The sequence below is a fragment of the Allobosea vaviloviae genome (genome assembly GCF_001298265.1).
GTDB classification, from domain to species: domain Bacteria; phylum Pseudomonadota; class Alphaproteobacteria; order Rhizobiales; family Beijerinckiaceae; genus Allobosea; species Allobosea vaviloviae_B.
Map to the genome: position 1 here is coordinate 95,917 of NZ_LGSZ01000040.1, position 17,194 is coordinate 113,110.

32 protein-coding genes are annotated in these 17,194 nt (G+C 68.3%); 1 reads left to right on the plus strand and 31 read right to left on the minus strand.

All coding sequences use genetic code 11. The features are described from left to right. Positions 1–13: 13 nt before the first annotated feature. The 20 genes from AE618_RS12110 to AE618_RS12205 all read right to left on the minus strand — a co-directional run bounded on the left by AE618_RS12110 (position 14) and on the right by AE618_RS12205 (position 12,084). Positions 14–415, minus strand: coding sequence for a capsid cement protein (locus tag AE618_RS12110; RefSeq protein WP_082365210.1), 402 nt, complete (start codon positions 413–415; stop codon positions 14–16). Beyond that, positions 412–1,422: a phage protease gene (locus tag AE618_RS12115; RefSeq protein WP_054209325.1), complete on the minus strand. Its 1,011-nt coding sequence runs from the start codon at positions 1,420–1,422 to the stop codon at positions 412–414. The genes AE618_RS12110 and AE618_RS12115 overlap by 4 nt, the downstream gene beginning before the upstream one ends. A 154-nt stretch (positions 1,423–1,576) precedes the next feature. Then, positions 1,577–2,782 carry a phage head morphogenesis protein gene (locus tag AE618_RS12120; RefSeq protein ID WP_054209326.1) on the minus strand — a complete coding sequence of 402 codons (1,206 nt, stop codon included), beginning with the start codon at positions 2,780–2,782 and terminating at the stop codon, positions 1,577–1,579. A gap of 124 nt (positions 2,783–2,906) precedes the next feature. After that, the gene (locus AE618_RS12125) at positions 2,907–4,499 is read right to left on the minus strand and encodes a DUF935 domain-containing protein (RefSeq protein WP_054209327.1); all 1,593 of its coding nucleotides are present in this window, start codon (positions 4,497–4,499) and stop codon (positions 2,907–2,909) included. 8 nt (positions 4,500–4,507) lie between these two features. Beyond that, a complete protein-coding gene (locus AE618_RS12130; RefSeq protein ID WP_054209328.1) occupies positions 4,508–6,235 on the minus strand; it encodes a terminase large subunit domain-containing protein in 1,728 nt (575 codons plus the stop codon). Next, positions 6,228–6,800, minus strand: a complete 573-nt coding sequence (locus AE618_RS12135; RefSeq protein WP_054209329.1) for a phage protein Gp27 family protein — start codon at positions 6,798–6,800, stop codon at positions 6,228–6,230. Before AE618_RS12135 ends, AE618_RS12130 begins: the two co-directional genes overlap by 8 nt. A 2-nt stretch (positions 6,801–6,802) precedes the next feature. Beyond that, complete coding sequence (locus tag AE618_RS12140; protein WP_054209330.1) at positions 6,803–7,117, minus strand: hypothetical protein; 315 nt, start codon at positions 7,115–7,117, stop codon at positions 6,803–6,805. After that, positions 7,114–7,521, minus strand: coding sequence for a hypothetical protein (locus tag AE618_RS12145; protein ID WP_054209331.1), 408 nt, complete (start codon positions 7,519–7,521; stop codon positions 7,114–7,116). The genes AE618_RS12140 and AE618_RS12145 overlap by 4 nt, the downstream gene beginning before the upstream one ends. Beyond that, on the minus strand, positions 7,521–7,715 hold the full coding sequence (locus AE618_RS12150; protein ID WP_248310843.1) for a hypothetical protein: 195 nt from the start codon (positions 7,713–7,715) through the stop codon (positions 7,521–7,523). Before AE618_RS12150 ends, AE618_RS12145 begins: the two co-directional genes overlap by 1 nt. Positions 7,716–7,725: 10 nt before the next feature. Then, entirely contained in the window at positions 7,726–8,106 is a 381-nt protein-coding gene (locus AE618_RS12155) for a hypothetical protein (RefSeq protein WP_054209333.1), read from the minus strand. Continuing rightward, positions 8,106–8,672, minus strand: coding sequence for a lysozyme (locus AE618_RS12160; protein WP_054209334.1), 567 nt, complete (start codon positions 8,670–8,672; stop codon positions 8,106–8,108). The genes AE618_RS12155 and AE618_RS12160 overlap by 1 nt, the downstream gene beginning before the upstream one ends. Continuing rightward, positions 8,662–8,901 carry a hypothetical protein gene (locus tag AE618_RS12165; RefSeq protein WP_054209335.1) on the minus strand — a complete coding sequence of 80 codons (240 nt, stop codon included), beginning with the start codon at positions 8,899–8,901 and terminating at the stop codon, positions 8,662–8,664. The genes AE618_RS12160 and AE618_RS12165 overlap by 11 nt, the downstream gene beginning before the upstream one ends. A gap of 214 nt (positions 8,902–9,115) precedes the next feature. After that, positions 9,116–9,529: a hypothetical protein gene (locus AE618_RS12170; RefSeq protein ID WP_054209336.1), complete on the minus strand. Its 414-nt coding sequence runs from the start codon at positions 9,527–9,529 to the stop codon at positions 9,116–9,118. After that, positions 9,526–9,768 carry a hypothetical protein gene (locus AE618_RS12175; RefSeq protein ID WP_054209337.1) on the minus strand — a complete coding sequence of 81 codons (243 nt, stop codon included), beginning with the start codon at positions 9,766–9,768 and terminating at the stop codon, positions 9,526–9,528. The genes AE618_RS12170 and AE618_RS12175 overlap by 4 nt, the downstream gene beginning before the upstream one ends. Then, entirely contained in the window at positions 9,768–10,163 is a 396-nt protein-coding gene (locus tag AE618_RS12180) for a regulatory protein GemA (RefSeq protein WP_082365211.1), read from the minus strand. Before AE618_RS12180 ends, AE618_RS12175 begins: the two co-directional genes overlap by 1 nt. Beyond that, positions 10,160–10,384 (minus strand): hypothetical protein, encoded by a 225-nt coding sequence (locus AE618_RS12185; RefSeq protein ID WP_054209339.1) that lies wholly within the window; start codon positions 10,382–10,384, stop codon positions 10,160–10,162. The genes AE618_RS12180 and AE618_RS12185 overlap by 4 nt, the downstream gene beginning before the upstream one ends. Before the next feature lie 2 nt (positions 10,385–10,386). Beyond that, positions 10,387–11,064, minus strand: a complete 678-nt coding sequence (locus AE618_RS12190) for a hypothetical protein (protein ID WP_248310844.1) — start codon at positions 11,062–11,064, stop codon at positions 10,387–10,389. After that, positions 11,061–11,390: a LexA family protein gene (locus tag AE618_RS12195; RefSeq protein ID WP_197280764.1), complete on the minus strand. Its 330-nt coding sequence runs from the start codon at positions 11,388–11,390 to the stop codon at positions 11,061–11,063. The genes AE618_RS12190 and AE618_RS12195 overlap by 4 nt, the downstream gene beginning before the upstream one ends. After that, the gene (locus AE618_RS12200) at positions 11,387–11,674 is read right to left on the minus strand and encodes a hypothetical protein (RefSeq protein WP_054209341.1); all 288 of its coding nucleotides are present in this window, start codon (positions 11,672–11,674) and stop codon (positions 11,387–11,389) included. The genes AE618_RS12195 and AE618_RS12200 overlap by 4 nt, the downstream gene beginning before the upstream one ends. Then, positions 11,671–12,084, minus strand: a complete 414-nt coding sequence (locus AE618_RS12205) for a hypothetical protein (RefSeq protein ID WP_054209342.1) — start codon at positions 12,082–12,084, stop codon at positions 11,671–11,673. Before AE618_RS12205 ends, AE618_RS12200 begins: the two co-directional genes overlap by 4 nt. 86 nt (positions 12,085–12,170) lie before the next feature. Here AE618_RS12205 and AE618_RS12210 point away from each other — a divergent pair, with 86 nt between their 5' ends. Then, positions 12,171–12,428 carry a hypothetical protein gene (locus AE618_RS12210; protein ID WP_054209343.1) on the plus strand — a complete coding sequence of 86 codons (258 nt, stop codon included), beginning with the start codon at positions 12,171–12,173 and terminating at the stop codon, positions 12,426–12,428. 5 nt (positions 12,429–12,433) lie between these two features. Here AE618_RS12210 and AE618_RS12215 read toward each other — a convergent pair whose 3' ends face one another. Genes AE618_RS12215 through AE618_RS12265 form a run of 11 tightly spaced genes read right to left on the minus strand, consistent with a single transcriptional unit; the run spans position 12,434 to position 17,179 of the window. Next, positions 12,434–12,694 carry a hypothetical protein gene (locus AE618_RS12215; RefSeq protein ID WP_054209344.1) on the minus strand — a complete coding sequence of 87 codons (261 nt, stop codon included), beginning with the start codon at positions 12,692–12,694 and terminating at the stop codon, positions 12,434–12,436. After that, a complete protein-coding gene (locus AE618_RS12220) occupies positions 12,691–12,966 on the minus strand; it encodes a hypothetical protein (RefSeq protein ID WP_054209345.1) in 276 nt (91 codons plus the stop codon). Before AE618_RS12220 ends, AE618_RS12215 begins: the two co-directional genes overlap by 4 nt. A 1-nt stretch (position 12,967) precedes the next feature. Then, entirely contained in the window at positions 12,968–13,192 is a 225-nt protein-coding gene (locus tag AE618_RS12225; RefSeq protein WP_054209346.1) for a hypothetical protein, read from the minus strand. 7 nt (positions 13,193–13,199) lie between these two features. Next, positions 13,200–14,048 carry a DUF3164 family protein gene (locus AE618_RS12230; protein WP_248310845.1) on the minus strand — a complete coding sequence of 283 codons (849 nt, stop codon included), beginning with the start codon at positions 14,046–14,048 and terminating at the stop codon, positions 13,200–13,202. Next, positions 14,038–14,544 carry a helix-turn-helix domain-containing protein gene (locus AE618_RS12235; RefSeq protein WP_054209347.1) on the minus strand — a complete coding sequence of 169 codons (507 nt, stop codon included), beginning with the start codon at positions 14,542–14,544 and terminating at the stop codon, positions 14,038–14,040. Before AE618_RS12235 ends, AE618_RS12230 begins: the two co-directional genes overlap by 11 nt. Beyond that, complete coding sequence (locus AE618_RS12240) at positions 14,541–14,828, minus strand: hypothetical protein (RefSeq protein ID WP_054209348.1); 288 nt, start codon at positions 14,826–14,828, stop codon at positions 14,541–14,543. The genes AE618_RS12235 and AE618_RS12240 overlap by 4 nt, the downstream gene beginning before the upstream one ends. Further along, positions 14,825–15,265, minus strand: coding sequence for a hypothetical protein (locus tag AE618_RS12245; protein WP_054209349.1), 441 nt, complete (start codon positions 15,263–15,265; stop codon positions 14,825–14,827). The genes AE618_RS12240 and AE618_RS12245 overlap by 4 nt, the downstream gene beginning before the upstream one ends. A 3-nt stretch (positions 15,266–15,268) precedes the next feature. After that, positions 15,269–15,484: a hypothetical protein gene (locus AE618_RS12250; protein WP_054209350.1), complete on the minus strand. Its 216-nt coding sequence runs from the start codon at positions 15,482–15,484 to the stop codon at positions 15,269–15,271. Continuing rightward, entirely contained in the window at positions 15,484–15,885 is a 402-nt protein-coding gene (locus AE618_RS12255; RefSeq protein WP_054209351.1) for a hypothetical protein, read from the minus strand. Before AE618_RS12255 ends, AE618_RS12250 begins: the two co-directional genes overlap by 1 nt. Beyond that, a complete protein-coding gene (locus tag AE618_RS12260) occupies positions 15,882–16,436 on the minus strand; it encodes a hypothetical protein (RefSeq protein WP_054209352.1) in 555 nt (184 codons plus the stop codon). The genes AE618_RS12255 and AE618_RS12260 overlap by 4 nt, the downstream gene beginning before the upstream one ends. Beyond that, on the minus strand, positions 16,436–17,179 hold the full coding sequence (locus AE618_RS12265; RefSeq protein WP_054209551.1) for an AAA family ATPase: 744 nt from the start codon (positions 17,177–17,179) through the stop codon (positions 16,436–16,438). Before AE618_RS12265 ends, AE618_RS12260 begins: the two co-directional genes overlap by 1 nt. Positions 17,180–17,194 lie beyond the last annotated feature (15 nt).

Consider the following 17,194-nt stretch of genomic DNA (forward strand, 5'->3'; position numbering starts at 1 on the left):
TCGGGTTGATGGATCAGGCGTTCGCGGCGTTGCTCAGCGCGGCCTGGAGGATGCGGACGGGCACGATCTCGCCAAGCGCCGTGGCCGGCCCGAGCGCGAGGCCGATGGTGTGGACCGTGGCCGTCGCCGCCGGAGCGGCCGCCACGACGCGCCCCTCGGCATCGACAGTGAGCCTGGCGCCCTGGGCGAAGGCCGCCCCGGCTTCGACCGGCTGCACGTCGCCGAGATAAACGTCGATGCGCTCTCCGGCACCGGCCGTGCCGATGACACCGGAAACCCCGATCAGCGGCTTGGCCGAAGCCGAGACGGCCGTTTCGACCTGCCCCTCGGCCGCTGCGAAGGCGACGACGCGGCGGGGCTTGATGGCGCCCGCGGAGGTGAAATTCTTCACTAGCCCGAATTCATTGCGGTTCACTTCGCGGCTCCCTGGACATGAGCGACCGCGTCGGCGGCGCTGACGGTGATGCCCTTCGCCAGCTGCTCGTCCATGTAGGAGCGGGCCTTGGCGCCGAGCGCGACGGCATCGCAGGACGCGCCGCCCGGCGCGGCCCGGATGGCAGGATCCTCGCCGGCCCTGAGCACGACGGGCATGGCGTCGATTGCGGCCTTGGTGTCGTCGAAGTTGCCCTTGGCGAGAGCAAGGTACTGTTCGCGCGCGGCCGGAGCGACCTTGCCGCCCTTGATCGCGTCATCGACCAGCGTCGAACACTTGACCGCCTGCGCCGCGTCCTCGCCGGCCTTCAGCGTCGCCTGGGCGGCGGCGAGCGCGACGAGCGTCTCGTCGTGCTGTGCCTTGGGCACGAACTTCGTGGGGTCGCCCGCCTTCAGCGTGGCGATCGCGCTGGCCGCCTCGGTGGCCGTCGCCGTCTCGGGAAGCCCCAGCAGGGCAAGGATTTCTTTGTTCATGGGTCTTTCCTGCGTTGAGGCGGAAGCCACGGCCGGCATGCCGAGCGCGGGCGAGGTGACGAGCGCCGCACCCTTGAGCAGGCGGGCCGTCTTGCCGTCGGCCTGCAGCCAGAGCGTCGGCGAGATGTAGCGATAGGCGCGGGCCGCGAGCGCCGTAACGGCGTCAGCAAGCCACTCGATCCTGCCGAAGGTGCCCTCGGGGCGCGCCTGCAGTTCGGCGATCCAGCCCCGCGCCGGCCGGGCGCCGAGCGTCAGGGTGAATTCGCTCTCATGCTCGAAATCGATCGGGAGATTGAGGCCGCCGGCAACGAAGGCTGCGACGAGCGTCTCGGGGTTGAAGGAGAAGACGCGGCCGTCGCGCGCCGTGACCTCGCCGCGCGGCGTCAGTTGCACCCAGTCGGGCGGCGTCGGTGCGGCTCCGGCCTGGCCGGCCGCCATGACGACCTCGAACACCATCGGCCCGGCCTGAAGGCCGGTGGGCAGTGCGTCGCAGAGGGCGAGACGAGATCCGAACATGGCCCGACCATGCCGGACGCCTCAAACACAAAGGCCCCGGACGCGCGTCCGGGGCCGGTTGTTGGCATTGAAGCAAGCTTGACCTATATTCGCCCGGCGGTCGAGCCATGGACCACCGGCCCTGTGCCGAGGAGGAGTGCCACCCTCCCGACCGCTACTTCCCTTCCTCGCGTTTCATCAGGGCGGCCAGCAGCCGATCGCGGCCGCGATGCACGCTGTTGACGAAGATTTCGCCCGTCTCGCTCGCCTTCAGGATGACGCGCCAGGCGATGCCGTCGATCCGCTTCCACAGCGCGAGCTTCGATCCCGGCACGACCGCATCGGGTTCGTCCAGGATGTCCTGCAGCCTGGGCCAGAACCCGGCCGAGACCTCTGGGTGCTGCGCCTGGATCTTCGCGGCGTCGGCGACCGACAGCGTGGCGACCCGGCTGGTCGTGCCGAGCTGGCCGGCGAGCTGCGGATTGATCACGGCGGCCGGCCAGCGCAGGCGCCCGGCAGCCGCCTGCTCTGGCGCCAGGCGCTTCTGGTAATCGAAGCCCGCCCCGTTCTCGGTGACATAGGTGAAGACGGGATCGGCGCGCATCTGCTTCACCGCCTGGCGCCTCGCCTCGCTGCCCATCGCATCGAGGCGCTCGACGAGACGGGTGCTCGCCATCTGCTCGCGGGCGCGGCCGGGATTGTGATCCCAGCCCGGATCGATGCCGGCCGGCACCAGGCGCGTCTCGCCGGTCGCGCCGTTCGTCCAGGGGCGCGCATTGAATGGCGGGCGCACGGTGGCGGCGCCCTCGCGCGGCGCGGCCCGCGACCGGACCCGGCATTTGCAGCGCCAGCCATTGGGCGGGTAGTGCGTCGACCACCAGCTGTCGGAGGACAGCAGCGTGGTGCCGACCCATGACAGGTGCAGCGGCCGCTTCCGCTCCGAGGTCGAGGTCAGATATTCGAGGAAGGGCAGTACGTCCTTGACGCGCTGGATCCGCTCCCAGTCGCCGGCGGCCTGCGCCGAGCGGATATTGGCGTCGTAGATCAGGTCGAGGCGGCGTAAGGATCCGAGCTGCACCTTGGCGATCTCGCCGGTGCGCGGATCCGCGACCTCCTTGCGGCCCCACCATCCCTTCGCCTTCAGGATCGGGACCAGCTCGTCGCGGAACTGCTCGAAGGGCACGCGATCGACGACGCCTGCGCGTGCCGCCTTGCGGATGTCATCGAGCACGTCGAAGCCAGCCGTGCGCGCCACGGTGAACTGCAGCGCATGCTCGCGCGGCGCGACCTCGTCCCACCGAAAGGACGGCTTGCTCGGACGCCGGTCGAAATAGTCGACGACCTCGCGCGGCGCCGTCTTGAAAAGCTCCTCGACCGCCATTCAGCCCGAGCCCCACAGAAGCCCCAGGACGGCAGCAAGCCTGCCGCCGCCCCCGTGGCCCGGAAAAAAAGCTCTCGGGGATTTTAGCCGTTTGAATACCGCTTCAACGGACGACATGGCGCCGTCACTCCAGCCCCGCATCGCCCAGGCCCTTGCCGATCATGCCGAGCTTGGCCAGGCGGCGCGCCAGGCGCGCCACAGGGAGATCCGGGGCGATGCGCTCCAGCGCCGCCTGGAAGCCCTCATAGCTTGTCGCCTGGTCGGCCGCCGCACGGATCGCGGCGACGGTCGGCGTCATGTCGGGCCGCCAGGACTCCAGCGCCTCGGCGACCAGCTCGTCGACCTCGTCCATCTCGGCGTTGGGATCGTCCGCCGCCAGCATCGCGGGGCCACAAGCCGGGCAGATGCGCGGATCGATCCGATAGGCCGAGGCCTTCTCGACCGGCGTGACCTGGGCGGGCTTCGGCTGCGGGCCACCGGCGTCGGGCGTCCTGAGCAACTTGGCCCCTGCCGCCGGCTCCTTCAAACCGAGCTGGTCGTAGATCTGGCTCGCCTCGACCTCGAGTCCGCGATCGACGAACTTTCCGACCGCATCCGACCAGACCTGCAGATCCTTTCGCTCGGGGATCGGAAAATGCAGGTTCGGATAAGCCTTCTGCGGCCCGAAGTTCAGGTCGACCACGGGACGGATCAGCTGATCCATAAGGGTCAGCGCGAGATCGCGGGCATCCGACTTCTTGATGTCGGCGCGGACCTTGTCGAGCACCTCCTCGCCGGCCTTGGACGAACCGACGCCATCGCCAGGCTTGCCGATGACGAGTTTCGAGAGCTGCTCGTCCAGGAAGCGGACGTTGCCCTCGAAGGGCTTGTCGGAGAAGCCCTTGGCCTCGACGAGATCGATGGTCATGCCGACCGGCACGATCGCCGCCGCATCGCGGCCGAGGCTGCGCACCGCCTGCAGCAGCACGGCGCGATCGTCGGCCGAGGAGCCGGGGCCGTATTTTCCCAGCCGCATCGGCATGCCGTAGATCTCGAGGAATTGCGCCCAGTCGCGCATCGAGAACGATTTGAACATGAACGACCAGGCTGCGACACGGGCGAGCCCGTTTCGGGCCGGCAGACCCATCTTCAGCAGCGGGACATGGGTCAGGTATTTGAGCGGCTCCAGCGGCACACCATCGGCGACGCCCTGCACGCGCAGCCTGAACTGGGTGCGCGTCGCCAGGTCGAACTGGAAGAGCCGGGGATCGCGCCAGACATAGCGCCTTGGCACCCAGCCTGAGCTCAAGTCCCAGATGATCTCGACATTCGAGTAGCCCTTCGAGAGGCCGTCGACGAGCATGTCGGGCAAAGTCTTGAACGCAGGCGTCTCGACGATGGCGTTGCGGAGGAAGTCGGCGATCTCGACATCGCGGGCGCTCTCGCTCGCAGGGTCGACCTGGGCGTTCAGCGAGGTGACCGCGTTCTTCCGCGTCTCCAGCACATAGCGATAGTGCGGCTCGCGCTCTTCGATCTCCTCGGCGAGCGTCAGGAAGTTGAACATGTCGCCGGTGCCGGCCTCGCGCAGGGTGCGCGCGAGGCGGCCCGGCTGCAGCCCTGTCGCCACCGTCTCCTCGAACGGATGCTGGATGCCGGTGACGCTCGGCACCGCGCGCTCCTGCGCGAGCAGCGTGCGGTCGATCGGGCGGCCGAACTGGTCGAGGATCTTGGGAGCCATCGCTTACCTCACCAGAGACCGTCGCTGCGCGACGGCATCATCACGTCATGGGCATCCTGGACCGGCCGGATGCCGCCACGACGGGCGTCCTCCGGGCTCGGACGTGCGCTCTGGTAGCCGTAGGCCTCGACGGTCATCCGGGTCGCGGAATAGGCGAGCGCCAGCCCGACCGCATAGTCGCCATGACGCTTCTCGCCGGTTGCAGAGGTGGTGCGCAGGCTTGGGATTTGGGCGACACCACGGATGATCCTGACCAGGCGGAGATCGCCGACATGATCGGCGTCCGCCGGCAGGCTGATGTTGTCTTGTTCGAAGGCGTCCTTCAGCGGCGGCATCTCGGTGCGATACCACTCGGTCGACAGCTTCACCTCGACGAAGGACGGGCCGAACGTCAGCATGGCGCTCTCGGCCATCTGCGCGCCCAGCCCCGTCGCGTCGGTGCATCCTCCGATCAGGCGCGGCAACCTTTTCAGCATCGCGTCGCGGATCTGCTCCTGATGGACGAAGGGAACGCGGTGCAGCTCGACGACGAAGGGAACGATACGGCGCAGGGTGCGCCCGATCTGCATGGGCACCATGACCGATGCGTCGCGATGACGGGCGACGTCGTGACCGAAGGCGCTCATCAATGCCGGATCGACCGTCTCCTCCATGACCGGCATCAGCACGTCGTCGATCCATGCCTGGATCTCGGAATTGCGGAAAGGCTCGGGTCGGAAGACGAAGGCGGCGGGCAATGACAGGCGCAGCACATGCTTGCGTCCGGGCAGCGGTTGCACCATGCGCGCCTCGATCAAGGCGCTCGTCAGCCAGGCGCCGGAGCCCTGCGACGGGATGCAATACAGCTCCTCGTCCGCCGCATCGCGATAATCGCGGATCAGCTTCTCGCGCCAGTCGGCCTCTTTCTCCGCAGTCCATTCGCCATGCTTGTGGGCGTTGATCAGGCACATGCGCTCGAACAGGCCGTCGCGCAGCGCGTCGTCCAGGTCGAACCGCACGAGGCCATAGGCAGCGCGGCCGGCGCGGATATCGGTGATGACCTGGTTGAAGGCGTTGTCCGCGCCGTTATGCGTCGAGATCACCAGCACCTTGCCGCCCCACATCAGGAACGCCATCGCGGCCTTGAGCAGCTCGGGCAGGTTGTCGACGAAGGCGGCCTCGTCGAGGATCGCGAAGCCCTGGCGGCCGCGAAGCGAGCGCGGCTTCGACGACAGCGCAACGATCGAGAAGCCCGAAGCGAAGTCGATCTTAAGCGCCTTGATTCCCGCGTCGGACCCGTCGTCGAACAGGGTCTCGCCGATGCCGCTGCAGACATGCTCCAGCAGCTGCGCCCAGTTGGCGGCGGCGTCGATGAACTCCTTCGCCATATCGTGGCTGGTGCCCATGTAGAGCGTGTCCATGCCGCCGCTGCTGCGGGCCGCGGCCGAGCGCAGCACGGCGTCGGCGGCCGCGCCCCAGGTGGCGCCGGTGCGCCGGGACTTCTCGACGAAGACGACGTCGTATTGTTCGCAGGCGATGGCGATCGCGCGCTGGTAGCCGAGCAGCGGCGCGGCCTGGCGCCAGTCGGCCGGGGTGGCGCGTCCCTGCTCGGTTCGGATCTCCAGCCATTCGTCCCGGCCCGGCCGGGCGGCGATATCGGTCGCGGCGGCGCTCAGCGCCATCGCCGCACTGAGGCCACCCGCGATGCCCTTGCGGATGGCTTTCCCGGCTGCCTTCAGGATCTCGGCGTCAGCCATCGCGCTGACCAAACAGCATCGCCTTGAAGGCCTGTTGAAGCTCCGGCGTCAGCGCGCCCGATCCGCCATGCTTGACGACGGCGGCCTCGGCCTCCTTCAGCGCGGCCGCGCGGGCCTTGTCCGCCGCCCGCTTCTCGATCGTGATGGTGCGCGCAACATCGTCCTTCGAGGCCTTGCCGAGATGGTCCATGGCCTTCGACAGCAGCATGATCTGCATCGGGTCGAGCGCGATCGGCTCGCCATCCTCCGGGTTCATCATGTCGAACAGGGCCTGATGCATCAGCTCGATGTTGAGCCTCGTGACCTTGTCCGGCTCGGATTCCCCGAGCTTCCTGACGACGACTTCCGCCACGGTACGCGACCGTCGCAACTTATCGGCCACCGCCTCGGCACGTTGCAGATGCTTGTGTAGCCCCGCCCGCGACGGCAGCGACGCCGCGGCGATATCGAGCTCGCCCAGCTTCGCCATGATCTCGTCCAGCGTACGGCCCTGGTCACGAAGGCGCCCGACGAGGTCGCGCACGTCCGGGCCGAGGCGATCGATCTTGGAAGGGCGCTTGGCCATCGTCAGAACTTCGGCGAGGGCTGGTCGACGATCGGGTGCGGCCGGCCATTGGCGACATCGAGGCCGAGCCGCGTCAGCGTCGCGAAAACGAGCGTCTTGCCGTTGTGGGGCTCCTCCTCGCGCCTGACGAGGCCATGCTGCTCCAGCATGACGATGTCGGCGGCGATCGTGTCGTCATAGACCGCGTGCCGCATGCGGCTCACGGCCTTGGTCAGCATCGATGCCGACAGGGAGTAATTCGTGGCCGGCACCTCGGACAGCAGGCGCAGGATGACCAGGCGGCGATCCTTGGCAAAATCTTCGGTCAGCGAGCTCATGTCGCCTTCTCCAGCATGTGCTTGAGGATCAGCCCCAGTGTGTGGTCGATCTTGGTCACCGTCTTTTCGACGCCAATGATCTTCTCGACGGAGGTCGCGACCTCCTTCTCGACGCGTCCGATCCGATCGCCCAGCGCCTGGACCTCCTGTCGGTTCGGCAGGCGCTCCAGATCGCCCTCGATCTTGGCGACGCGCGTCTCGATGCGATGCTCGTTGGCGACCACGCGATCCGACAGGGTGGCGATCGACGCCTGCAGCAGCTTGGTCTGTTCGTCATGCTGCTGCTTCGTCGGGAACTGGCTGCGCAGGAACAGCATGCCGACGCCAGCGGCGAAGGCGAGCGGCAGCGAGGCGATCCACCAGATGTCCTTGATGACCCCGATCACAGAAGACCAATCGAACATCACGGCATCGCTCCATCGATGGCGGCGACGGCTGCGGCGCGGCGGCTCTCGCACTGGCGCAGGGCCGAGCGGTCGCGGAGCCACTCGGCAGTGGCTTCGGACTCGGTCGCATCGCGGTCAGGCAACGCCACCGGCTCGGCGCAACGCTGGCGCGCGATCGCGGGCACCGCCGGGCGGAGGAACTCCGTCTTCACGGTCGGGGGCTCAGCGGGCGCCGTTGAGCAGCCGGACGCGATCGCGCCCGATGCCAACACGATCGCCATGGGGAAGCTCCGCATTCCGGCCCTCCAGATCCTTCAACTTGGTTTCAAAGTCGGCGGCCGCATCGCGAAGCTTCGCGTCGGCGGCCATCGCGGCGAGCGCCTGGTCGGCGCGGGCCTTCTCGACGAGTGCGTTCGAGGTCGCGATCTCGGCGCGCCAAAGGGCGTCGCGCTCGGCCCTGGCCGTGGCCGCGGCGCGCAGCTCCATGGCGTCGATCGCGGCCATGCCCTGCCAGAAGCCGAGGCCGGCAAGAGCCAGCAGGACCAGGACGGCGACGACGCCGGCGATGACGCGCCAGTTGCGCAGGGCGAAGGCGGCCAGCATCAAAGGCCCTCCCGGCAGAGTTCGAACTCGCCGATGCGGGCGGCGTCACCGTTCTCGCGCCGCTTCACGAGCCCGATCATCACCCTGCCGGCGGCCCGATTGAACGCCGTGGCAGCCTTGCAGCTTTCGGCATAGCGCCCGGCCATCCCGAGGCGCGCGGCCGTTGAGCGGCAGGCCGCGCCGGTGCCGATATTGTAGGAGAGCGAGTTCATCATGGCGCGCCAGCTCAAAGGCGCGCGCTCGAAATTCGTGATGCAGCCGACGAGCTGCTTGCGGAATTGCACCATGCGGCGCGACAGGCGCGCATCGCAGCCGGCCGGCGTCTCGACCAGGCCCGGCTTCACGCCGAAGGTATCGCCGTCGCAGATCGTCCAGGGCACGCCGCCCGTCGCCGGGTCAGGGTAGGCGCGAAGCTCCCGGCCTTCCCAGGGCGAGACGAGATAGGTGGCCGCGAGGGCCACATCATCCGGCACGCGATCGCCGCTCGACATCACCACCAGGCCGCCGCCGGCGGCCGCGAGGGCGACAATCGAGGCGATGGCCGCCTTTGCGCGCCTACTCGCCATCGCCGCCTCCCGAGACGCTCTCCTGCGCGACCAGGCGCGCGACGAAGGCCCCGGCCGTGGCGACGAAGGACAGCCCGGCGAAGACGCCCTTGGGCACCGGCAGCAGGCCGTCGAGCAGCGGCAGCGCGATCTCGGCGCCCGAAAGCAGGCCGGCGAGGATGATCAGGCGGATCGACCAGGCGTGCTTCAGCACGCGCTTCCAGTTCGCGACGAGGGTCCAGCGCTTCATGATCAGGAGCCCACATGCGCGGAGGGCCAAACCGACATGACCGGTTGCGCCGTCACCGGCGTCCCGGTGCAGGACGCCAAGATGGTGATGCAGGCAGCAGCGACGATGCGGATCATGCGGCGGCTCCGGGGGAAGCGGGCGCGCGCACGTGCCCTAGGTTCTCCCGGCAGATGACCCTGACATGCGTCCGGATATGACCCGGACGCGCGTCCGGTCAGAGTAGCTTGAACTGGCTGCTGTTGTGGTGCCGCTGCTTGGAGCGGAAACGCCGGGCCGAGCGGTTCGTCACGCCTGCGGCTTTCGCCATCTGGTTCGCCGACGCGCCGCTGGATTGCGCCTCGGCCAGGGCGCGCGCGACCCGCCGACGTTCGGCAAGGTAGCTGCCCTTGGGACCAAAGGGAATATCGAGCTTCTGGCGATATCGACCCGAGCAGAAATGGTCGCTTATGGTTTGCGCCTTCTGCTGGCCGACCGCTTTGACCAGCCAGTTGTCGGGCCGCAACCGCGACACGACGAAGACCTCTTGCCCACCCTTGGCCTCGGCTATCGCCAGCGCGGCATCGATGCCCGCGACCTCGGCGATCTCGGCCAGCAACGCCGGCAGCTCGGGCCAGCTCGCCTTGCTCATCGGCGCCGGCGCCTCCGGCCCTGGACCATGTCGGCATCGAGCACGGTGATCAGCGCATCGTCCTTGACGACGTAGCGCAGGCCATCGGCCACGATGACATAGTCGGCTATGCCGGCGCGCTGCGCGCCCAGCCGCGCCCGCTCCAGCGAATGCGCCAGGGTCAGCCGCAGAGCCTCGATCTCGGCTGCACCGGAACGGTCGAGGAAGCGCACGAGCGCATGATCGGTGACCTTCAGCATCAGCGGGTTTCCTTCATGCGGCGCTGCCAGGCCTTGAGCTGCTCGATCGCCTCGCGCGCGGCCTCGGGCTTCAGGAACTCGGGCGCAGAGACCTCGAAGCGGCGCTTCACCCAGGCGCGCAGCGCGTCGCGATCGAGCGGGCCGGAATGGAGCGCACCCCAGAGCGCGTATATCTTGCGGGTATCGGCGCGCTCAGCTGGCGCCCGCTTCGATTCCTTCGCCACCCAGCCGAGCTGCTTGAACTCGGCGATGACGGCCGCGGCCGCCTTGTCGCTGAGATCCTTCGCGCTCTCGACCTTGCCGACGCGCAGCAGGAGGGCGCGGTACTCCGCTTCCTCGAGGCGAAGTTCCTTCTTGGCGATGTGGATCTTGGCGAGCATGGCGGGGTGGCTCATCGGCTGGCCCTCGCGATCCCTGCGAGCAGCTCGATGCGTCGCCGCGTAAGCCGCTTCAATTCGCCTTCAACGATGGTTGAACGGCGCGGCGCGATGCTGGCGATGACGCCCTTCAGGCGCTCCCGCTCCTCATCCACACGGCGCAGATCCTCCCGCGCCAGCAGCGCCATCAGCGGGGCGGTATCGGAGGGAGCGCGACGGGGCGAGAGGAAGCGGGCCATGGTCACGCCCCCGTCTCGAACAGCGGGGCGGCGACGGGCGCGCCGAAGCGCATGGCGTCGTCGGGCTTCGTCAGCGCCTGGCGCTGGCCGGGCGGGATCCAGAGCGGCGCCCGCGGCTCCGCACCGTGCTTCCAGCAAACCCAGCAGTAATCGGTCGCGGTCGAACCCTCGGGCTCCCAGCGGCCGCGATGCATCGGCACGCGCTCGACATAGTAAGCGATGACGAAGGGCGGGAATTCCCGGAACAGCTCGTAGCGCTCGATCGTGTGCAGCCACTGCGTCCGGACGAGGAGCGCGACGCCGCGATAGGCGAAGCGCAGCGCCTGGCGCGCGAAGGCGACAGCCTGGTTGAAGGGCGGGTTCGTAGCGATCAAGTCGGCGACGTTCTGGGCATCGACCGACTGCATCGCAAGAAAATCGGCGACGCGGCCATAGCCGTAAGGATGGATGTCAGAGGCCAGAACCGTGCGGAAAGTCTCCCTAAGCGGCTTGGCCATGTGGCCCTCGCCGCAGGCTGGCTCCCAGACGATGTCAGTCCGCAGTATGCCCAGCTCCGGCGCGACATGCCGCACGAAGGCGCGCGTCGCCCAGGGCGGCGTCGGGAAGAAGTCAAGCGAGTCCAGCGGCTCGGAGCGCTGGGCCATGACGGCAGGCGAGAACGCGAAGCTGTGCTGGCTCACTGCTGCACCTCGCGCGCCACGAAGTCCTCGACGGCGCGCCGCACCAGCTCGGCCCGGCTGCAGCCCATGCGTTCCTGGAGGCGGGAAAGCCCCGCTTCGGCCTTGGCACTGAACTCGCCGGCGAGCGCCAGGCCACGGGCAAGATGGGGCATGCGGCGCAGATGGCCGCGCTCGACCAGCGCATCGACCAGCCGGGCGACGGTGCTCTTCGAGGCGACGCCGAGCTGCAGGCAGATCTCGTCATAGGTCGGGGGCACGCCCGACTGCGCCAGGCGCTCGCGGATGACGCGGAGGCAGTCGGCCTGGCGCTGCGTCAGGCCCATCATGGCGCGGGCTCCCCTGATGCAGCGGCAAGCTGGGCCTGCGCCCATTCCAGCGCGGCCTGGCGCAGCTCGGCGGGGAGCTTCAGGAAGGCGCGGATCTCGGCGGCGTTCTTGCCCAGCGTCTCCAGCGATCGAACCGCGGTTTCGAGCCGTGCCAGCCCATGCTCGGCGATCGCCGGCGGCCGCAGCTCGCGGATCTTCGCGCCGGTCATCAGGCTGCGCTGCCGCACCACGGCGAAGCGCACCTCTTCGATCTGCTGGACGATCGGGATGGTGGGGGCGGTCACGGGCGCGGCTCCCAGCTGATCAGCACACCTTCGAAGACGAGATCTGGATCGGATGCCTGTGGGTGCGCCGCCTGCCAGAAGGCCTGCATGTCGGCCCAGTGAAGGAAGCCGTCGCCGCGCGCGAACTTGTCCAGCATCGTGTCGGTGCCGAAATCCTCGCCCGTGCCGGTGAAACACACATAGCCACGAGCGATCCAGAGCCGCACCGGCCTCACCGCCGTGCAGACCTGGTCGGCGATGATCTTGCGGCAGTGCTTCGTCCGCATTCCCTGGTAGAGCTGCAGCAGCTCGCCCGGCCGGGCATGGCGCTTGCGCGGGACGCGGATCGTCTGGCGCTTGACGATGCCGGTGGCCGGATGGCCGCTGGCGATCGGCTCGGCGAAGCGCTTGTTGAAGGAATAGGCGACCATCAGCGTGCGCCTTCGAACAAATCGGGCGCCTTGCCCAAGTCGGTCGAATTGATATCCCTGTGAGGGATGATCCTAGGGAAAGCGGTATGAGCCAGGAACGACTCGACATTCAGGAAGCAGCCGAGGCAGCCTTTGTCGGCCTGACTTATGGTTTGGCAGGGCTTGCGATGCAGGTCTTCAAACTCAGCAATACCGTGCCGATCGAAGACGACGACATCCGCCGTTTGCTGAAGCGTCTCGCGCCTTTTGCCTCCGGACATGTAATCGACGGCGCCTTCATGGCTGTTAAGGCCGCGCTCGACGAAGTCGTCGTGCTGGAGAAAAAGGTCGGCGGCAGCCATTAGCTGTGTCATCCGAAGATCTCCGTCAGCTCGGGTTGGGTTTCGGGGTCGGGCGCGCGGCGCTGGATGGTGAAGTCCTGCGGCGGCGCGGAGGCGAGCGGGGTGCGCTCGTAGACGACCAGGCGGTGGCCGAGGCAGTAGCTGGTCGGCCAGGAAACGACGGCGCCGCAGACGCGGCGACCGTCGAAGGCGTCGCGCTTGTCGCCGGCCGCTTCGCAGACGAGCCAGCGGCACTGCCCGGCAAGGGCGCGGGAGAGGAGGATGCTCACGGGCGCCTCTCCTCGATCAGCGTGCAGTCGGCGGCCGGGACGGCGAAGATCAGGCCGTCATCGGTGCGGATGCGCAGGTGGCTTTCGGAGCTGGCGCGCACGACGCGGGCGGTGAAGCGCAGCTCGCCCTGCTCGTGGTCGAAGGTCTCGACCTGGACGAGCGCTTCGCGCGGGAAGTCGGCCGGCGACCGCGCCTGGCGGTCGAAGGCGTCCATGACGAGGCGGGCGTAAGGATCGCGCGCCTCGGTCGGCTTGAGCGTGCGGAGGGCCATGTCAGGCAGCCTCCGCGAGCGCGCTGGCGAGCTGGCGGAGCAGTGTGCGACCGCCTTCGTCCAGGTTCTGGCAGAAGAACGTCATCTCGTGCTCGGAGAGGAGGTATGCGTTCGGCTCCCGCACGCTCGCGACCTCGTTGATGAGGTCGGCGAAGTCGCTGCCGGCGCCGGCCAGCTCGACGGCGATAATAGCCGTCTCGATATCGACCATGAGGGTGCTTGCCATGGCGCCCTCACGCGGCCGCGAGGTCGATGGCGACGGTCGACCAGGAAGCCTGCGGATCGGGGCGCATCCGGAAGCGCAGATAGGCCTTGGTACCGGTGACGTGGATCGAGTCGCGGATGGCGCCCATGGCGCGCTGCCAGCGCTCGTCCTCGACCTCCATGGCGAGCAGCGAGAAGATCTCGCCGCGGTTGATCTGGCCTTCCTTCTCGACGCTGAAAACGCGGTTCACCAGCGCCCGCAGCGCCTCGTGGCTGTCGGCGCCCCATTCGACCAGGCATTCGTCGACCAGCTTCTTGGCGACCTGCAGCTCGGCGCCGAAGGTCAGGATGTCGGCGATCTTGACCTCGATGCGCATGGTGTCGTCGAAGGTCGAGAAGGTGACGTTTCCCTTCTCGCCGCCCTGCTTGGCGCCATAGTGCTGCTCCAGCAGCGTCTGGAAGCTGTTGAGATCGGCGAAGGTGTGGCCCTTGAAGCGGGCGACCTGGGCGGAGAGATCCAGCGCGAAGCGGAAGACCTTGCGGACCATCTCGTCTTCGAGCAGCCGCTGCGGCTTGATCATCCCGAGCGGGATCAGCCGGCCCTTGGAATCGCGCAGGTGCTTGTGGCCGCCGGCCTCGACGATGCCGGCATGGGCGGCGGCGGCTTCGGCGACGACGTCGTCGGCCATGACGACGAGCCCTGCCGCGATCATCGGCGCCTGCGCCACCGCGATCCAGCCGGCACGATCATCCTGGCCCAGATCGGTCCAATCCACATCCGACTGGCCGATGAAGTCATTGACCTCCTGTGCGGCTTCGTAGGCGGCGCGGCCGAGGAAGTCGGGCGATACGTTGGGAATGGTGGTCTCAGGCTGCATGTTCGATCTCCTGGGCGGGTTCGGATGGGTCGGGTTCGGTTGGATCGTCGCCCAGCACGGCCAACGCGACCTGGCAGAGGGCGATGATCTCGTGGCTGGAAACCCGCACGGATTCGCGGGCGGGATGGGCCAGGACGCGGCGTGCGGTGGCGAGCGGGTCGATGGTCTGGGCGAGGCGGATCAGGCCGTTGCGGTCGATGGCGAGCAGCGCGCCGAGCATCGTGTCGGTATCGAGCCGGAAGAGCGGCTCGGCCGCGCGCATCTCGTCGGCGCGGCGCTCCAGATAGAGGATCGAGGTGTGGTCGCGATTGCCAAGGATCCGGCCAAGGACGCCGCTGCTGACCGCGACCATCTTGCTGGCGAGCCAGACGACCGCGATGCGGGCGCGCGATGTCTCGGCATCCCGGCGACCCGACAGGATATCGAGCCGGTCGACGCCGGTGACGGCCGAGACCGCGGCGATGATGATGTCGACGGTGACGTGGCGCTCGCTCATGACGACGCTCCCGGCACGACGGGCGCCCGCACCGCGAGGTCGCGCAGCGCGTGTTCGAGATGGAGCAGGAAGCGGCCGTCTCGGCCGGTATCGCGCGGCAAGGTGCGCTGCCGGCGGACCTGGCCAGCGAGATGGCGCAGGTCCATGTCGAGGCCGAAGCCGGTCGAGCTTTCGAAGCCGGCGAGGATGGCATCGGCCTGCTCGTCAAGCGTCGGCCCATTGAGGGCGCGACGGATGCCGGGGCTGGCCGCGATCTGGCGCTGCTGGTCGAGGAGCCAGCTCATGCCGCGTCTCCACCTTCGCCCTGGCAGTCTTCGCTCCGGACATCCTGGCGCGAGATCGCGGGACGCGGCACCATCGGGAAGGTGAAGACATTGCTGTTGCCGATCGCCGCGGAGAGCCGCGCCAGACCGCGATCGCCGCGGGCCAAATCCTCCAGGTCGAGCAAGGTTTGCAGCGACCGCTGATCGCGCTTCAAAACCTCTTGAAGCGAAGGCGAGGCCTGGGCGCTCGCGACCATGTCGAGGTCGCGGGCGATCGCCTCGAGCTCTTCGGCCTGGGCAGCGCAGGCCTCCAGTTCGTCAGCCTTCTCGGCCATGACGTTGAGCGAGACGTACAGCTCGCGGCAGGCGTCGACCGAGGGGCGCTGATGCGCACCGACATATTTGCGCATCAGGTCGCGCAGCTCGCGCAGATCGGCGGAGAGGGGCTTGGGCTGCATGGCTCAGCGCTCCCCGCGAAGGTTGCGCTCATGCTCGATCAGCTCGTCGCGCTCGAAGGCGGCAAAGCCGAACAGCCCGACCAGGCCGAGCAGCACGCCGCCGACCAGGAAGAAGGCGTAGACCTCGTCGTTGACGACGAACTGGCGCATGGCGCCGGCGGCGAACGGGCCGAGGATGGCCATCGCGGCGAAGATCAGTTTGAAGCCGGAGGAGATCATCAGGCGGATTCCTTCTTGCGGTTATGGGGGCAGCTACTGCAGGCGCGGAAAAGCCGCGCGCGCGCCGGATTGGCGGCCGAAAATGGTTTGCGCTGGTGATCGAGGCAGTCGTTCTTGGCGATGGCGCCGAGCACCGGGCACTCGACCTCCTCACCCAGCAGGGCGCCGCGGATGCGGATGAACACCGCCTCGATGTCGCCGGGATACTTCCGCGCGAGCATGTGGGAGACGACGCCACCGCTGTAGCCGACGCGCTCGGCGACAGCCTTGCCCGAGGTCGCCCGGCAGGCCTCGGCCAGGGCGCGGACCTCGCGCGGCATGTCCTCGCCCCACGCTGCGATCGCCTTCGCCAGTGGGTCGGTGAAGGTGGCCGCGCGGCCGCTTGCAGGTCCGCGCTTCATGCGGCCCTCCGCGAACTGTTAGGGTTAACGAAGTCCCCCAAATTGAGATCGAACACCGACCCATCGGAGAAGCTGACGGGCGCCCTGGGGCCGGTATCGCGGGCGGGCTTCAGGCGGGTGAGCGTTGCCGTCACCTGAACGATGCCGACCTTCGCCAGCGCGCGGCTGTAGTTGCGCACCGCGTTCAAGGTCATCTCGCATTCGTCCGTGGCGGCGGCCTCGACCAGATCCTGATCGGTCCAGCTCCGCAGCTTGCGCATCGCGGTCCAGATCTGGCGCTGCTGCTGCGCGCCGCGGCCGTTGGTCATGCGGTTGCGCGGCGGCGGCAGTTGGCTGATCACCGCGACGGCGAGACGCTGCGGGCCGGCCGGCTTGAGCACCATTTCACGCTGGAGCCAGCCCACCCACTCGGCGATCGGCGGATAGGCCGCGCCGGGGGTGAGGTTGGCGATCGTGGCGACGCTGAAGGCTTTGTATTCGGCCGTCAGCACGCACATGGCGTGCCAGGCAGCCTCGCGGGCTTCGTCTGAGAGGCGGGTCGCGCTGGCCATCACGCGGCCCTCAGGCCGGCGCGACGGGTCGGCTCGCCGGTGTAAATCCGGCCGGTGTAGCTGCCGATGTCGAGCGAGGTGAGACCCGAGGTCATCGCGAACTCGCCCATCTCCGCCAGCGTGGTGGAAATCCGGCGCGCCACGCCCTTGCACTGGTGGCGGACATGGTCGAGCAGGGCATCGTCGATGCGCAGCTGAGGCGCATAGACCATCGCCAGCTTGCGAGCGTCCTCGATGTCGCAGGCCTGCGCGGGCTGCCAGTCGAGCACGCGGTTGTGCATGCGCTCGACCCGCATCAGCTTGGTCGGCAGCTGCTCTTCGCCGATCAGCAGGATCGGGGCCTGGCTGTAATCGTGCAGCTCGCGGATCAGCTCGATCCAACCCTTGTCGACAGCCTTGTCGGCCTCGTCGATCACGAGCGGGCGGTCGATGTGCTCGCCGAGCTGCTCGATCACCTGCTCGGTCATGTCGGCGACCGTGCCGCGCGGCTTGACCGTGCCCAGCTCGCGCAGGACGTGTTCGAGGAACTTCCGGCGCGTCCAGCTGTCCCCGATGGAGACCATGGGCGCATTGCAGCGGTTGCAGACGTAGATGCCGGCCTTCGTCTTGCCGTAGCCCGAGGGGCCATGGAAGACGCCGAAGCCGGGCAGATCCACGGTTCGCGCCTGGAGCCGGTTGACGAGCGTCATCAGCGCCGTCACATTCTTCAGCGGAGCGAACCGGGCCTTTGCTGGTTGGTTCATGTCGATCCTCAATCT

Bases quoted from the DNA above. Each gene is read 5' to 3' on its own strand.
- AE618_RS12115 (WP_054209325.1), bottom strand. From the start codon at position 1,422: ATGTTCGGATCTCGTCTCGCCCTCTGCGACGCACTGCCCACCGGCCTT.
- AE618_RS12120 (WP_054209326.1), bottom strand. From the start codon at position 2,782: ATGGCGGTCGAGGAGCTTTTCAAGACGGCGCCGCGCGAGGTCGTCGAC.
- AE618_RS12125 (WP_054209327.1), bottom strand. From the start codon at position 4,499: ATGGCTCCCAAGATCCTCGACCAGTTCGGCCGCCCGATCGACCGCACG.
- AE618_RS12130 (WP_054209328.1), bottom strand. From the start codon at position 6,235: ATGGCTGACGCCGAGATCCTGAAGGCAGCCGGGAAAGCCATCCGCAAG.
- AE618_RS12135 (WP_054209329.1), bottom strand. From the start codon at position 6,800: ATGGCCAAGCGCCCTTCCAAGATCGATCGCCTCGGCCCGGACGTGCGC.
- AE618_RS12140 (WP_054209330.1), bottom strand. From the start codon at position 7,117: ATGAGCTCGCTGACCGAAGATTTTGCCAAGGATCGCCGCCTGGTCATC.
- AE618_RS12145 (WP_054209331.1), bottom strand. From the start codon at position 7,521: ATGTTCGATTGGTCTTCTGTGATCGGGGTCATCAAGGACATCTGGTGG.
- AE618_RS12155 (WP_054209333.1), bottom strand. From the start codon at position 8,106: ATGCTGGCCGCCTTCGCCCTGCGCAACTGGCGCGTCATCGCCGGCGTC.
- AE618_RS12160 (WP_054209334.1), bottom strand. From the start codon at position 8,672: ATGGCGAGTAGGCGCGCAAAGGCGGCCATCGCCTCGATTGTCGCCCTC.
- AE618_RS12165 (WP_054209335.1), bottom strand. From the start codon at position 8,901: ATGAAGCGCTGGACCCTCGTCGCGAACTGGAAGCGCGTGCTGAAGCAC.
- AE618_RS12170 (WP_054209336.1), bottom strand. From the start codon at position 9,529: ATGAGCAAGGCGAGCTGGCCCGAGCTGCCGGCGTTGCTGGCCGAGATC.
- AE618_RS12175 (WP_054209337.1), bottom strand. From the start codon at position 9,768: ATGCTGAAGGTCACCGATCATGCGCTCGTGCGCTTCCTCGACCGTTCC.
- AE618_RS12180 (WP_082365211.1), bottom strand. From the start codon at position 10,163: ATGAGCCACCCCGCCATGCTCGCCAAGATCCACATCGCCAAGAAGGAA.
- AE618_RS12185 (WP_054209339.1), bottom strand. From the start codon at position 10,384: ATGGCCCGCTTCCTCTCGCCCCGTCGCGCTCCCTCCGATACCGCCCCG.
- AE618_RS12195 (WP_197280764.1), bottom strand. From the start codon at position 11,390: ATGATGGGCCTGACGCAGCGCCAGGCCGACTGCCTCCGCGTCATCCGC.
- AE618_RS12205 (WP_054209342.1), bottom strand. From the start codon at position 12,084: ATGGTCGCCTATTCCTTCAACAAGCGCTTCGCCGAGCCGATCGCCAGC.
- AE618_RS12210 (WP_054209343.1), top strand. From the start codon at position 12,171: ATGAGCCAGGAACGACTCGACATTCAGGAAGCAGCCGAGGCAGCCTTT.
- AE618_RS12220 (WP_054209345.1), bottom strand. From the start codon at position 12,966: ATGGCCCTCCGCACGCTCAAGCCGACCGAGGCGCGCGATCCTTACGCC.
- AE618_RS12225 (WP_054209346.1), bottom strand. From the start codon at position 13,192: ATGGCAAGCACCCTCATGGTCGATATCGAGACGGCTATTATCGCCGTC.
- AE618_RS12230 (WP_248310845.1), bottom strand. From the start codon at position 14,048: ATGCAGCCTGAGACCACCATTCCCAACGTATCGCCCGACTTCCTCGGC.
- AE618_RS12235 (WP_054209347.1), bottom strand. From the start codon at position 14,544: ATGAGCGAGCGCCACGTCACCGTCGACATCATCATCGCCGCGGTCTCG.
- AE618_RS12240 (WP_054209348.1), bottom strand. From the start codon at position 14,828: ATGAGCTGGCTCCTCGACCAGCAGCGCCAGATCGCGGCCAGCCCCGGC.
- AE618_RS12245 (WP_054209349.1), bottom strand. From the start codon at position 15,265: ATGCAGCCCAAGCCCCTCTCCGCCGATCTGCGCGAGCTGCGCGACCTG.
- AE618_RS12250 (WP_054209350.1), bottom strand. From the start codon at position 15,484: ATGATCTCCTCCGGCTTCAAACTGATCTTCGCCGCGATGGCCATCCTC.
- AE618_RS12255 (WP_054209351.1), bottom strand. From the start codon at position 15,885: ATGAAGCGCGGACCTGCAAGCGGCCGCGCGGCCACCTTCACCGACCCA.
- AE618_RS12260 (WP_054209352.1), bottom strand. From the start codon at position 16,436: ATGGCCAGCGCGACCCGCCTCTCAGACGAAGCCCGCGAGGCTGCCTGG.
- AE618_RS12265 (WP_054209551.1), bottom strand. From the start codon at position 17,179: ATGAACCAACCAGCAAAGGCCCGGTTCGCTCCGCTGAAGAATGTGACG.